The sequence below is a fragment of the Flavobacterium endophyticum genome (assembly GCF_003634455.1).
Classification (GTDB): domain Bacteria; phylum Bacteroidota; class Bacteroidia; order Flavobacteriales; family Flavobacteriaceae; genus Flavobacterium; species Flavobacterium endophyticum.
The window spans coordinates 675,899-689,475 of record NZ_RBLC01000001.1; the positions used below are offsets into that span (position 1 = coordinate 675,899).

Sequence of the window (13,577 nt, forward strand, 5' to 3'; positions counted from 1 at the left end):
AAGTCCCGATTTCTCGGGACTTTTTACTTTTATAGTATTCAAAAATTATTGCAATAATGTTTTTAGACCGTTAAAATCTAGCGTATGTTTTTCGCCTGTAATCAGATCTTTTACACTAAAACTTTCCGTTGCAATTTCATTAGAGCCTGCCATGACCACAAAAGGAATCTGGCGCTTTTCTGCATGTTTGAACTGCTTGTCTAGTTTCGCTTTGTCTGGATATAATTCTACTTTTATTCCTTCATTTCTTAATCGGGTAATGGCCTGCATGGCATAAAAAGCTTCTTCATTTCCATAATTGAAAAAGATAGCTTTTGAAGAAACCGTTACCGTTTCCGGGAAAAGACCTAGTTCGTCCAAAACCAAGTAAATTCGGTCAAGTCCAAAAGAAATTCCTACCCCGCTCATGTTTTTCAGTCCAAAAATTCCTGTCAGGTCATCATACCTGCCTCCGCCTCCGATAGAACCCATGGCTACAGTTTTTGGGGCAGCCACTTCAAAAATAGCTCCCGTATAATAATTCAGTCCGCGAGCCAAAGTGACATCCAAATCAAAATTCGATTTTTTCAAGCCCAATTTAGCAATCGTATCGCAGATGAACTGCAACTCCTCTACTCCTTTTCTGCCTTCTTCAGATGATGACAAAAGTTCGGAAAGCTGGCTGATTTTTTCAGAAATCGTTCCTGTAAAATGAAACAGCGGCTGGACTTTTTCTATGGCTTCTGCTGAAATTCCTTTTTCTAGCATTTCTTTTTTTACGCCGTCCTCACCTATTTTATCTAGCTTGTCCAATGCTACTGTAAAATCAATCAGCTTGTCGCTTGCGCCGATAACTTCTGCAATTCCAGATAGTATTTTTCGGTTGTTGATTTTTATAGTAACGCCTTCCAGACCTAATTCTGCAAAAACCGAATCGTACAATTGCACTAATTCTACTTCTTGCCACAAAGATGTCGAACCTACAACATCGGCATCGCATTGATAAAACTCACGGAAGCGGCCCTTCTGCGGATTATCGGCTCTCCATACCGGCTGAATTTGGTACCTCTTGAAAGGAAATTCCAATTCTCCTTGGCGCTGCACGACATATCGGGCAAAAGGCACAGTCAGGTCATAACGCAATGCTTTTTCTGACAAAGAATTGGAAAATTTAGCCAGATTATTTGCTTCCAAAGCCGCCAAATCAGCTTTTTTGACTTTATCGCCAGAATTCAAGATTTTAAAAATCAAGCGGTCTCCTTCCTCTCCATACTTCCCCATGAGGGTTTCTGAATTTTCAAAAGACGGCGTTTCAATAGGCTGATAGCCAAATTTTTCAAAATTAGTTTTTATGATTTGGATGATATACTGTCGTTTCGAAACCTCGATCGGAGAAAAATCTCTGGTCCCTTTTGGAATTCCTGGTTTGGCCATTTTTTGACTTCTTAGATTGTACTTTAAACTTATGCAAATATCTTATTTTTATTTGGGATTTGGGAAAATAGAATCGGGTTTCAACTTTTGACTTTCGGCTTGCCACTTTTGTTCTAAAAATTCATACTTTAGAGCCATAAAACAGAAACATGTTCAAACTGCTGAAAGAAAATGTGCATATCGCAATGGGTTCCATTCGGACACAGTTATTGCGTACTATCCTTACGGTACTTATCATTGCAATCGGAATCACGGCATTGGTCGGAATCCTTACTTTGGTATCAGCTTTAGAAAATACCATCAGCGGCAACTTTTCGTCTATGGGCGCCAACACGTTTTCGATGGGCCAATATGACGCTTCAGCCCAAATCAACCGAAATAACAATGTCGAAAAGATAAATCCGATTATCAGTTATCCGCAGGCAAAGGCTTTCCAAGAGAAATACTCCTATCCTTTTACTTCGACTTCTTTATCATTTACAGCGACTTCAACAGCCGAAATTAAGTTTGAAAACAAAAAGACCGATCCAGATATTTCAGTTTTAGGAGTCGATGAAAACTTCCTCATCAATTCGGGTCTGGAAACTCAAATGGGACGAAATTTTACCGGATTTGATATCCAAAATAATAATTATGTCTGCGTAGTAGGTTCTGATTTTTTAAAAGGACTTTTAAAAGATATAAACCCGATTGACAAAGTGCTGTCTATACGAGGTGCCAAATTTAGGGTAATTGGCGTATTAAAAGAGAAAGGCTCCACTTTTGGAAACAGCCAAGATTTGCGAGTCCTCATCCCGACACAGATTGCACGTTCCTTATTTACTGCTCCCAACATCAATTATGACTTAAAAGTACTTGTTGGGAAAGAAGAATTATTGGATGCTGCTGTAGATGATGCCATTATCACGATGCGAAAAGTTCGAAAACTAAACCCTGTTGAAGAAAATAATTTCGGAATCACCAGAAGCGATGAGCTATTGGAAATGCTCCGATCTCAAACGGAATTTATGGGTTATGCCGCTTGGATAATTGGTATTATAACAGTCTTCGGGTCATCGATTGCTTTAATGAACATCATGATTGTTTCGGTGACGGAAAGAACACGCGAAATTGGAGTCCGAAAAGCACTTGGCGCTAAACGTTCGACCATTGCTTTCCAATTTTTTACAGAAAGTCTTGTTATTGGACAGCTGGGCGGTTTTGTGGGAATTATTCTCGGCGTATTGATTGGCTATGGAATTTCTACAGGACTGGATTTCGAATTTGTCGCTCCTTGGAAAGCTATTATTGCTGCTGTAATTATCAGTTTTATCGTAGCTTTATTTTCAGGGCTTTATCCCGCTATAAAAGCCGCTTACCTAGATCCTATCGAGGCTTTGAGATATGAATAAATCAATTTAACCGTCTGATTTTAAGCCAAAAATCATCCGGTCATTGTCGTAAATATCTTTTCTCAATTCTATATCCTTAAAGTTTTTTGCTTGCAACAAATCCATCATTTCTGTTCCTAGATACTGATTGATTTCAAAATAAAGCTGTCCGTTTTGGACAAGGTTTTTTTGTCCTAATTCAGCAATTTTTCGATAGAAAATTAGGGCATCGTCATCTTCAACAAACAATGCCAAATGCGGCTCGTAGTCCAAAACATTCTTTTTGATTTCTTCTTTTTCAAGATTTCTCACATACGGCGGATTGGAAACGATAATGTCAAAATTTTGTCCTAGATCTTCAGTTTCTAAAATATTTTTTAATAGAAAAGTCAAATCTACTTCATTTTTCACCGCATTTCTTTTTGCAGTTTCCAGCGCTTTTTCAGAAACATCAATAGCAAAAACTGTTGCATCTTGAAGATTTTTGGCCAGCGAAATAGCAATACAGCCGCTTCCTGTCCCGATATCAAGAATTTTTATTTTTCCTTTAAATTCATTTTTCTTGACAATCCATTCTACCAACTCTTCTGTTTCTTGACGCGGAATCAGCGTATTTTCATTGACTTCAAATTCCAATCCATAAAAATGGGCCTTACCTAAAATATATTGTATTGGAATTTCTTTTTGCAACTTTTCTGTAATCGAATTCCACTTTTCAAGTTCTTCATCAGAAAAAGAAAATCCTGGATTCAAAGCTAAGTCAATCCTTTTCATCTGGTGCAAATCTTCTAAAATGATATAAAAGAAACTTTCTGTTTCAAGTAAATCATATAGCGGAGTGAGTTTTTCGATAAAAAGAGTTTTGTAGTCTTTAGCAAGCATTCTTTCGTAATTTATGATTCAAGATTAGCAGTCAAAAGTCCTGACTATTTCAGACACTTTTTTGACTAAATTTTCTTTTGCTTTTGAAGAAAGGAACAAAATTACCCTTTCTTCTTCGTAATGTCTATTCGCGCTAAAGACAAAGTCTAGTTTTCCATCGCGGTCGATATCCCCGACAAAAATTAGTTCTACGAAAGTATCATTAAAAGAATCTTCTTTTAAAAGCAATTTTTCAGGAGTATCTTTTGTAGAAATAAAAAGCTTGTAGTTTTCCACTTTATGCCAAGGTACAGGATTTTCACTGCCATCTTCCATCGTCTCTCCTTTTTCGATGATATCTCCCTCGCCTCTCAAAAAGTATTCAACATTGTTGAAAGTAAACGCTATTTTCTCTTTTGGCCAGATTCGTTTTTGAGAAATTTTCAACGACTTCACTTCTCCTAATTTTAACTCCGGATAATCCATGAAAAGAACCGTTTTATTTCGAGATTCAATTGTCTTTGTAGAATCGCCGCTGCATTCTGAAAAACCACTTTCAAGGCCAAAATCGGCTTTCCCTAAATAATATTTTCCATTCTTTTCATATAATTCAATCCAATCTTTGGTAAGCAAATTTGCTGGATTATTACCTTCCCAATCTCTAAAAGTAGAAGCTAATAAAATAGCAAAATCATTTTTGAACTCTTCATCTGCGACTGTTTCAACGGATTTTGTCTCTATCGAAGAAACTTCTTTTTTAACAGACAAAGTATCGTTCGCTTCCTCAGTTTTTGTCTTGGCTTTTGTACAGGAAACTAAAATTGAGAACAAAAACACTAATGCAAATAGCTTCTTCATAGATTATAATATTTTTAGCATCCAAACCGGACAAGAGGTATGGCCTGTATTGCCCATCGGCGCATTATGTTCAATCAAAACCTCGCGAATCACTTTGGCAATCGCAACGTTGTCAGCCTTTTGGATTTCTCTTATTATAATCGTGCTCATTCTTGGCGGAAAAACTTATTTTTGTGACGTGAAGATACACGAAAAATACATAAAACGATGCATCGAGCTTGCCAAAAATGGACTGGGAACAACCTATCCGAATCCTTTGGTAGGAAGTGTTATCGTGCATGAAAATAAAATTATCGGCGAAGGTTGGCATAAAAAAGCGGGCGAGCCGCATGCCGAAGTCAATGCCGTCAATTCTGTAAAAAACAAATCTTTGCTTGCTGAATCGACAATTTATGTCAGTTTGGAACCTTGCAGTCATTTTGGAAAAACACCTCCTTGCTGCGACTTGATTATCCAGCAAAAAATCCCCAATATTGTTATCGGCACCATCGATCCCTTTGCTAAAGTTTCTGGAAACGGAATCAAAAAACTGATTGAAGCGGACAGAAATGTGACAGTCGGAATTTTAGAAAAAGAATGCAATGAACTAAACAAACGCTTTTTTACGTTTCACCAGAAAAAAAGACCTTATATAATCTTGAAATGGGCAGAAAGTGCTAACGGCTTTTTGAGTCCAGATACTAAAGAAGAACAAAAACCAGTTTGGATTACGAATACGTATTCACGTCAATTGGTTCACAAATGGAGGACTGAAGAACAAGCAATTTTAGTAGGAACACAAACGGTTTTAGATGATAATCCAAGACTGGATTCCCGCGACTGGAAAGGAAATAACCCGATACGAATCGTACTAGACAGGACTGGAAAAATCTCTAATGACTATTTTGTAAAAGACAATACAACCAAAACTATTATCATTACCGAGGAGGAAAAATTAACGAATTCTGAAAATATTATTTTTGAAAATGTTATCTTTGATAGTAGCCTTCCTGATTCCATTTTGGAAATTTTATATAAAAATGATATCCAATCGGTCATCATCGAAGGTGGCAAAAAAACGTTGCAGACTTTCATTGACGCAGGTCTTTGGGATGAAGCGAGGATTTTTAAAGGGATACATTTTTTTCAATCCGGAACAGCAGCCCCTAAGCTTAAAGGAGAATTAATCGAAAGGAAAAACATCTTGAATGACGAACTTTTAATTTTCAAAAGCCATGGTTAATACGATAATTTTTGATTTTGGAGATATTTTCATAAACCTGGATTTCAATGCTATGGAAAACGCCATGAAATCACTAGGGCTTAAAGAATGGAATGAAGATCTAGACAAGCTGAATTATAAATTTGAGAAAGGAAAGATCAAGGAAGAAGATTTTTTGAAAGGAATCCAAAATTATATTCCGAAAGCTTCTTTGGAGCAGATAAAAAATGCTTGGAGCAAAGTCCTACTAGATTTTCCTTTGTATCGATTAGAATTCTTGCAAAAGCTTTCACACAATTACCAGCTGTTTTTATTGAGCAATACTGACGCTATCCATGTAGAACAATTCGAAAATATGGTAGGCGAATCTTTCAGTCGTGATTTTTATCAATGTTTTGAAAAGGTTTATTTTTCTTTCGAAATAGGACAGCGAAAGCCAGAACCGGAAGCCTTTAACTATATTATCAACAAGCACGAATTATCACCTAAGCGCACTTTATTTGTAGACGACAGGAAAACCAATACGGATGTTGCGGAAAGCCTTGGCTTCCAAGTTTGGAATCTACAGGTCGGCGAAGAAGATGTGGTAGACTTGTTCGATAAAAAAATCATTTCTTTATAGGTTTGGAAATAAAAGACACTTATAGGACGCTTGACTTTCCTTCGGAAGAAGTTTTATACAAAGAAAAAAACAGCAAGTTTTTCGGCTATGCCTTCCCGATTTCTTCAGAAGAACAAGCAAAAGATTTTCTTGACGACTTACGCAAACAACACCATTCCGCAAGACATTGGTGTTATGCCTTCCAACTCGGAACAGAAAAAATTCATTTAAGGGCCAATGATGACGGCGAACCTAGTAATAGTGCCGGAATGCCTATTTACGGACAGATTCAATCTTTTGAAATCACGAATGTTTTAGTTGTAGTTGTACGCTATTTTGGAGGCGTAAAATTGGGAGTTGGAGGCTTGATTTCAGCCTATAGAACTGCCGCCCAAATGGCTTTGGAAGCTTCTGAAATCATAGAAAAAACTATCGACATCCACTATTTAGTTTCTTTTGACTACAAAAACATGAACAAGGTGATGCGGGTCATCAAAGAAAAAAACCTTGACATTGTTTCCCAAAAAATGGAAATGAGCTGTGAAATTGAACTAAAAACTCGAAAAAAAAATGCCGAAATGGTATTCGACATTTTTTCAAATTTATATGAAATCAGCATTAAATTGAAAGAATAAATTACAAAAATGCGAATTCAATATTATTCTTCAATAAACGCTAAAAGTTTCTCAACAACATAACTTGGAGGAAGGGTCGGACGCCCTGTTTTCATGTCCACAAATACTAACACAGAATTGCCGATTGTTAATAACTCATTTTCTTCGTTATAGATTTCGTAGTCAAATTCTATCTTGACAGAAGTCTGGCTTTTAAAGATTGTCTTTACCCGAATCAAATCGTCATAACGCGCCGGTTTTTTGTAATTCATGGAAAGTGAAACTACTGGAAGCATGATTCCGTTCTCTTCCATCCATTTATAAGAAAGGCCAAGGTTTCTGAGCCATTCCACGCGACCCATCTCAAAATATTGGGCATAATTGCCATGATAAACAACTCCCATTTGGTCCGTTTCGGCATAGCGAACCCGTACTTTAAATTCATATTCTCGCATGTCTTTTTTCAGTTTAAATTTAAGGTTAAGACAATGTTTTTATACTGTGTACTTACAACAATATTTTTACAAAATCAACATGTAATTAATTTTTTTTTACAGATTTTTGTCACATATTTGTTCTCCCGAAGAAGTTACGAAAGATGCACTTTTTCTTTTGTAGGATTTACTTTAAAAAACATAATAATTTATCTTAATATATGAACAAAACTGCGCAATCGGTATGGGAAAATTGTCTCTCATTTATAAAGGACAACATTCAAGATCAAGCCTACAAAACTTGGTTTGAACCAATTAAATCGGTTGAGCTAACAGACAATGCTTTATATATTCAAGTTCCTAGTAAATTTTTCTATGAATGGCTAGAAGAACACTACGTTAAATTATTAAAAGTTGCGTTGACAAAAGAACTTGGAAAAAACGCAAAGTTACTGTATAAAATCAAAATGGAAAACACTTATGGCAACAAACAGCCGTTTACGGAACAATTGCCAAGTGCTCATCGTTCTCCTGTAAAAGCTCAGGATGTCGACGTTCCATTGCAAAATAAAAATCCAGAGTTAAAAAATCCTTTTATCATTCCTGGAATCAGAAACGTAAAAATTGAATCACAACTAAATGCGAATTACAGTTTTGATAATTTTCTTGAAGGTGATTCGAACCGATTAGCGCGTTCTGCGGGTATGGCTGTTGCCAACAAGCCGGGCGGAACTTCCTTTAATCCGTTGTTGATTTTTGGAGGCGTTGGTTTAGGAAAAACGCATTTAGCGCACGCTATTGGTGTTGAGATCAAAGACAAATATCCTGAAAAGACCGTACTTTATATTTCTGCCGAAATTTTCACGCAGCAATATATCGACTCGGTAAAGAAAAATACACGTAACGACTTTATTCATTTTTATCAATTAATTGATGTCTTGATTATAGACGACGTGCAATTCTTATCTGGAAAGACAGGAACGCAAGACGTATTTTTCCACATTTTCAACTACCTGCACCAAAACGGAAAACAAGTCATCCTTACTTCCGACAAGGCTCCGGTAGACATGCAAGATATCGAGCAGCGATTGCTTTCGCGTTTCAAGTGGGGACTTTCAGCCGAATTGCACCAGCCTGATTACGAAACAAGGATTTCTATCTTAAAAAATATCCTGTACCGTGATGGCGTTGAAGTTCCGGAAGAAATCATTGAATATGTAGCTAGAAATATCAAATCGAATGTCCGTGAATTAGAAGGAGCTATTATTTCCTTGATTGCACAGTCTTCTTTCAACAAAAAAGAAGTGACTTTAGATTTGGCAAAACAGGTTGTAGAAAAATTCGTAAAAAACGTAAAGCGCGAAATTTCAATCGATTATATCCAAAAAGTAGTTTCAGATTATTTCCAATTGGATTTGGACATGCTTCAATCAAAAACAAGAAAGCGCCATGTGGTACAAGCCAGACAGCTAGCCATGTTTTTCGCTAAAAAATACACAAAAGCCTCTTTAGCCAATATCGGATCTCAAATTGGAGACCGCGATCACGCAACCGTATTACATGCCTGCAAGACCGTTGACAATCTAGTTTCGACAGACAAACAGTTTAAGAAATTTGTTGACGATATCAATAAGAAATTATCTTTATAAGAATTCAGAACCTTCTGAAATCTAAAATCTGATAACCTACATTTTACAATTATGCCTGTAAAAATCTTGATGGTCTGCCTCGGAAACATCTGCCGTTCGCCTTTGGCAGAAGGAATTTTACAATCAAAACTCCCTCGAGACAAATTCCTCGTAGATTCAGCCGGAACTGGCAATTGGCATGTGGGCAAGCAACCCGACTCTCGTTCTATAGCCATTGCAAAACTAAAAGGACTTGATATCTCAAGGCAGAAAGGGAGATTATTTACAACAAAAGATTTTGAAACCAACGATTATATTTTTGTAATGGACAATTCCAATTATAAAGATGTGATCCGATTGGCTCCAAACGCAGAAGCAAAATCAAAAGTCAGCTTGATTCTCAACGAACTTTTTCCTGACGAAAATGTAGACGTCCCTGATCCGTATTTTGGATTGGAAGACGGATTCGCAAATGTATATGGAATGCTGGACGAAGTCTGCGACATCATAGCTGAAAAACTTATAGCAAAACATCAATGAAAATCCTAGGAAAATTATACCTGATCCCAACCACTCTTGGCGAAAGCGATCCGATGGACGTATTGCCTCAGACCGTTAAAAGAGCCATAGACTTCATTGATTATTATATTGTAGAAAACGAAAAAACAGCCAGAAAATCTATCAAAGCTGTCCATCCTGAAAAGAAACAGCCCGATTTAAAAATCAGCTTGCTAAACAAACATACGGAAGTCAAAGAACACGCCCAAATGATTGCTCCTTGCCTTCAAGGAATCAATGTCGGGCTAATGTCAGAAGCCGGATGTCCGGGTGTTGCCGATCCAGGTGCTGCCATCGTCAAAATTGCGCATGAAAAAGGAATTCAGGTTGTTCCGCTTGTAGGCCCTTCTTCTATCTTATTAGCTCTTATGGGTTCAGGGATGAACGGACAGAGCTTTGCCTTTAACGGTTATCTTCCGATTGATAAATCGGAGAAGAAATCCGCCTTAAAAAATTTAGAAAAACTATCGCACGACAAAAACCAGTCGCAGCTTTTTATAGAAACACCTTATAGAAACAACAAACTTTTAGAAGACATTCTTCAGACTTTACAGCCGAACACACATTTGTGCATCGCATGTGATATTACCCTACCGACTGAGTACATCAAGACTTTAAGAGTAGCGGATTGGAAAAAAACAAAAGTCGATTTGCACAACCGACCTTGTATTTTTATCATTCATAAAATGTATTAGGCTAAAATAGATCTAAATAAAAAAGGAAGACTGACAAAATCAATCTTCCTTTTTTATTTTAAGCAAATCTGACGATTAGTTCAGCTTCACCTTTGCGTTCATATTGGCAATGATATGCGAAGTATCATACCCTCCAAATAGTTTAAAATAACTTTTCATTGAAGTACCAAAACCATCTTTGAATTTGCGTCTTCCGTTGCTATTCAGATAGCTTTTTACAGAACCTGCGCCGCCCAAATGTGCTGCAGCCAAGATTCCAGATTCAGTAATTTTTACGCCGTTGATAATCTTTCCTTCAAATTTTTCAATTTCTGCCGCAAGCTGTGCTTTGTTGATAGAAAGCAATGCTTTGAAAGCTTTTTCTTGAAGTCTTGGACTATTCAGGAATTCTACTTTGCTTTTAATTCCTATAGAACGCAAGGCAGACATACCAAATTGGTATTTTCCCATGTATCCGAAAGAATTAACTAACTTGTATTGGCCTTGAGATTCTCTGATGGCGATTGCCTGTTTAAAGCCGGTGTACGATTTCCCTGTGTAAGGAAGTTCTAGATTAACATATTGGCTTTCATCTTGTGTGGGAACGGTGCAAATGATTTCTTCATCTTCTCCTACATAAAACCAAGAGTTTTTTTCTGATTCTTTAGATGTAAAACCTAAAGTAATGAATGCGACTGAGACTATCAGACCCGCAAAAAAGTAACATTTTTTTATCATAAATTTGATTTCTCAAGCCCTGTCACCATCTTGAAATTTCTACGGAGCAAATATACGACAAATAATATGAATCTGAAAATCAGGCTGTTAATGTTTTCTAAAAATAGACGAAGTGCCATTTTATACCGCCTAACTCCCTGAATTCTAAAGTCGGGGCAGGAACTTTCACAGAATTAAAAATGGAGAAAAGTGTCTTTAAAAAGTGAGAATTGGTGTTAATTTTAGTCAAGTCAACATCCAAACTCAGGTAAAATTGTCTTGTTCTTTCCTTTTCAGGAAGAAAAATAGTGTTTACTAGCTCATCGTTTGCGGTAATCATTCCTTCACCTCCATAACCAACGGCAACATTCAGCCATTTCGGAATTTTTGACTCTTTAAAAAAGGAATGGATATTTGCCGAAAGCCAATACGTCTGTCCATTATAATCTTTCAAGATTTCTTCAGAAAAAGAAGCACCCAAAACATCAGGCCTTGCTTTAGCATACGGAGTCTGATGAAACGAGAATTTGGGAACAATGCGCTGCTCTTTCCATAGCAATTCTTGAGAAACGTATAATGCGGTTCCAGAAGCATTTGCTGCAACATCACCCCAAGAAAATCCCCATTCAGAAGAATAACCATCTAGGATTTCAACAGCTGTCAGAAACACGAAACCTGTCGTGGCGCCATAAATGAGCTGGTCTTTTTTAGAAACGCCGCTCCAATCCAAAAGCTCGGCTCCAAAACGGCCAATATGATAAGACGAATAGACATGCCCGGCTTTGTCCATCTGCAGCCAATGGGCATTGTCATTTTTAAAATGGAAGCTTGATTTTTCGTAATCGCTATACCAAAGCTGATTCAATCCGACTAAAGCCCCGCCAATTGCTATGCTTTCTGAGATTACGACGGCATTTCTTCGGGGAATATTTAAACTATCAGATGGCTTGAGAAAATCCTGAAATTGATTTTGCGCCAAGCCATCTGAGACTATTAGAAAAAATAAAAAATATACTACTTTAGAGAATCTCAAAACTATCTCTTGATTCCTTGTTTGTTAACCCAAGCCACATATTTCTGGCGATTTACTTCATGCTGTGCAGGAGTTACCGCAAACTCATGGTATCCAAAATTAGTAACACTGGCACAGAAATAAATATAATTGTGTTTTTCTGGGTTCAAGACCGCATCGATTGCCGTCACGTCGGGCATTGCAATCGGCCCAGGAGGCAATCCAGTGTTTCGATAGGTATTATAAGGAGAAACTGTCTCCAAGTCTTTGTACAAAACTCTTTTGATAACTCGGTCGAAATCATTGGCTTCTTTTTTAACAGCATAGATAACCGTCGGATCCGCTTCCAGCTTCATTCCGGACTGCAGTCTGTTTAAATAGACACCTGCAACTCTAGGTCTTTCATCTGTTTTTACTGTTTCTTTATGCACGATTGAAGCCAAAGCTGAAACTTCAAGCGGCGTAAGATGTAATGCTTCAGCTTTTGCCTTTCTGTCAGCATTCCAAAAATTTCGGTATTCTTTTGCCATTCTATCGCGGAATTTTTCAGCAGATGTATTCCAGAAAAATTCATAGGAATTGGGAATAAACATGCTCAATACATTTTCTTCCGTAAATCCGTTTTCTTCTAAAAATGTCTTGTCTGTAAACGCTTTCATCAAAGACGTGCTGTCGGCTTCAATCTGAGAACCAATTCTTCCCGCAAAATCTTCTAATCTTTCTTGATTATTGAAAGCAATTTTTGTTTCTAAAGGTTGACGTAAAGAGTTGATAATATCGTTATTATTCATTCCTTTTTTCAAAAGAAATTTTCCTGCTTTTACATTGGTTACATACGATTTTTTCTCGGCAACCATTTTAAAGTTGTCCATGTTATCAATGTATGGCGCCACGATTTTCTCTACAGAGGCATAATCAGAATCGGTAGGAATATATACGAAAACTTCTTTTTCATCAAATTTTGTATTGGCAGAAAAAATCTTTCTGTAAAGCATATAGCCGTAAATAGACAAGGCAAGCACTAAAAGCACTGAAAATATGACAAGGATTTTTTTGATTTTCACTTTGTAAATGTTTTTTTTTAAGATTGCTGATTGATTAACTGAAACATCGCTTCGTCTTTATAAACGCCGTCGATGAGATTCCATTGTTTTTTTATTCCGATTTTTTGAAAGCCAAAATTAGTAAAAAGCGTGATACTTGCTTCATTCTCGGGATTGATATTTGCAAACAACTGTTTTACGTTTAATTGCTTGAAAGAATAATCTATTAGGAGTTCAAGTGCTTGTGAACCGATACCTTGATTTCTATTTCCTTCATCTTTGATAATAATTCCGATACCCGCACGATTATTTCTCGGATCGTATTCGAATAAATCAATCAACCCTACCGCTTGAAAAGTATCATTTTTACAAATTGCCAAACGCAATTGTTTTGCCTCATAAATGTCTTGATGTGCATTTTCGAGATATTGCCGGATGAGAAAACGACTGTATGGCGTCTGCGTATTGCTGAATTCCCATATCGATTCATCATTTTCAATCGCAAAGATAAACTCAAGATCTTCAGGTTCTAGAGCACGCAGGTAGATGTTTTTTCCTTGCAGGGTTATCATTCAGATTAAATTAGACGTTAG

At 37.0% G+C, this 13,577-nt stretch carries 16 protein-coding genes; 7 read left to right on the forward strand and 9 right to left on the reverse strand.

Annotated elements, in window-relative coordinates:
- Nucleotides 1-45: 45 nt before the first annotated feature.
- Nucleotides 46-1,413 carry a histidine--tRNA ligase gene (gene hisS / locus CLV94_RS03310; protein ID WP_121375022.1) on the reverse strand — a complete coding sequence of 456 codons (1,368 nt, stop codon included), beginning with the start codon at nucleotides 1,411-1,413 and terminating at the stop codon, nucleotides 46-48.
- 149 nt (nucleotides 1,414-1,562) lie between these two features.
- Between hisS and CLV94_RS03315 the strand changes: the two genes are divergently transcribed.
- Complete coding sequence (locus CLV94_RS03315; protein ID WP_121375023.1) at nucleotides 1,563-2,804, forward strand: ABC transporter permease; 1,242 nt, start codon at nucleotides 1,563-1,565, stop codon at nucleotides 2,802-2,804.
- A gap of 6 nt (nucleotides 2,805-2,810) precedes the next feature.
- Here CLV94_RS03315 and prmC read toward each other — a convergent pair whose 3' ends face one another.
- The 3 genes from prmC to CLV94_RS17100 are packed head-to-tail and all read right to left on the reverse strand — an operon-like array spanning nucleotide 2,811 to nucleotide 4,652.
- A complete protein-coding gene (gene prmC, locus CLV94_RS03320; RefSeq protein ID WP_121375024.1) occupies nucleotides 2,811-3,665 on the reverse strand; it encodes a peptide chain release factor N(5)-glutamine methyltransferase in 855 nt (284 codons plus the stop codon).
- 24 nt (nucleotides 3,666-3,689) lie between these two features.
- Entirely contained in the window at nucleotides 3,690-4,502 is an 813-nt protein-coding gene (locus CLV94_RS03325) for a hypothetical protein (protein ID WP_121375025.1), read from the reverse strand.
- A gap of 3 nt (nucleotides 4,503-4,505) precedes the next feature.
- Nucleotides 4,506-4,652, reverse strand: coding sequence for a hypothetical protein (locus CLV94_RS17100; RefSeq protein WP_211331177.1), 147 nt, complete (start codon nucleotides 4,650-4,652; stop codon nucleotides 4,506-4,508).
- A 28-nt stretch (nucleotides 4,653-4,680) separates the two neighbouring features.
- On the opposite strand from CLV94_RS17100, the gene ribD reads away from it, so the two are divergent.
- From ribD to CLV94_RS03345, 3 genes are read left to right on the forward strand one after another with little or no spacing between them, the layout of a single operon-like run.
- Nucleotides 4,681-5,724 (forward strand): bifunctional diaminohydroxyphosphoribosylaminopyrimidine deaminase/5-amino-6-(5-phosphoribosylamino)uracil reductase RibD, encoded by a 1,044-nt coding sequence (gene ribD, locus CLV94_RS03335; protein WP_121375026.1) that lies wholly within the window; start codon nucleotides 4,681-4,683, stop codon nucleotides 5,722-5,724.
- Nucleotides 5,717-6,325, forward strand: coding sequence for an HAD family hydrolase (locus CLV94_RS03340; RefSeq protein ID WP_121375027.1), 609 nt, complete (start codon nucleotides 5,717-5,719; stop codon nucleotides 6,323-6,325). The genes ribD and CLV94_RS03340 overlap by 8 nt, the downstream gene beginning before the upstream one ends.
- Nucleotides 6,326-6,327: 2 nt before the next feature.
- Nucleotides 6,328-6,939: an IMPACT family protein gene (locus tag CLV94_RS03345; RefSeq protein WP_121375028.1), complete on the forward strand. Its 612-nt coding sequence runs from the start codon at nucleotides 6,328-6,330 to the stop codon at nucleotides 6,937-6,939.
- 23 nt (nucleotides 6,940-6,962) lie between these two features.
- Here the strand turns inward: CLV94_RS03345 and CLV94_RS03350 are convergent, their stop codons facing one another.
- The gene (locus CLV94_RS03350) at nucleotides 6,963-7,373 is read right to left on the reverse strand and encodes an acyl-CoA thioesterase (RefSeq protein WP_121375029.1); all 411 of its coding nucleotides are present in this window, start codon (nucleotides 7,371-7,373) and stop codon (nucleotides 6,963-6,965) included.
- 200 nt (nucleotides 7,374-7,573) lie between these two features.
- Here CLV94_RS03350 and dnaA point away from each other — a divergent pair, with 200 nt between their 5' ends.
- The 3 genes from dnaA to CLV94_RS03365 are packed head-to-tail and all read left to right on the forward strand — an operon-like array spanning nucleotide 7,574 to nucleotide 10,233.
- On the forward strand, nucleotides 7,574-9,001 hold the full coding sequence (gene dnaA / locus CLV94_RS03355) for a chromosomal replication initiator protein DnaA (protein ID WP_121375030.1): 1,428 nt from the start codon (nucleotides 7,574-7,576) through the stop codon (nucleotides 8,999-9,001).
- A 51-nt stretch (nucleotides 9,002-9,052) separates the two neighbouring features.
- A complete protein-coding gene (locus tag CLV94_RS03360; protein ID WP_121375031.1) occupies nucleotides 9,053-9,520 on the forward strand; it encodes a low molecular weight protein-tyrosine-phosphatase in 468 nt (155 codons plus the stop codon).
- Nucleotides 9,517-10,233: an SAM-dependent methyltransferase gene (locus CLV94_RS03365; RefSeq protein ID WP_121375032.1), complete on the forward strand. Its 717-nt coding sequence runs from the start codon at nucleotides 9,517-9,519 to the stop codon at nucleotides 10,231-10,233. The genes CLV94_RS03360 and CLV94_RS03365 overlap by 4 nt, the downstream gene beginning before the upstream one ends.
- Before the next feature lie 75 nt (nucleotides 10,234-10,308).
- On the opposite strand, the gene CLV94_RS03370 is transcribed toward CLV94_RS03365, so the two are convergent.
- The 4 genes from CLV94_RS03370 to CLV94_RS03385 all read right to left on the reverse strand — a co-directional run bounded on the left by CLV94_RS03370 (nucleotide 10,309) and on the right by CLV94_RS03385 (nucleotide 13,556).
- A complete protein-coding gene (locus tag CLV94_RS03370) occupies nucleotides 10,309-10,950 on the reverse strand; it encodes a peptidoglycan-binding protein LysM (protein WP_121375033.1) in 642 nt (213 codons plus the stop codon).
- A gap of 97 nt (nucleotides 10,951-11,047) precedes the next feature.
- Nucleotides 11,048-11,908, reverse strand: coding sequence for a DUF2279 domain-containing protein (locus CLV94_RS03375; protein ID WP_245982434.1), 861 nt, complete (start codon nucleotides 11,906-11,908; stop codon nucleotides 11,048-11,050).
- Between the two features lie 56 nt (nucleotides 11,909-11,964).
- On the reverse strand, nucleotides 11,965-13,005 hold the full coding sequence (mltG, locus tag CLV94_RS03380) for an endolytic transglycosylase MltG (protein WP_121375035.1): 1,041 nt from the start codon (nucleotides 13,003-13,005) through the stop codon (nucleotides 11,965-11,967).
- A 17-nt stretch (nucleotides 13,006-13,022) separates the two neighbouring features.
- The gene (locus CLV94_RS03385; RefSeq protein ID WP_121375036.1) at nucleotides 13,023-13,556 is read right to left on the reverse strand and encodes a GNAT family N-acetyltransferase; all 534 of its coding nucleotides are present in this window, start codon (nucleotides 13,554-13,556) and stop codon (nucleotides 13,023-13,025) included.
- Between the last annotated feature and the right edge of the window lie 21 nt (nucleotides 13,557-13,577).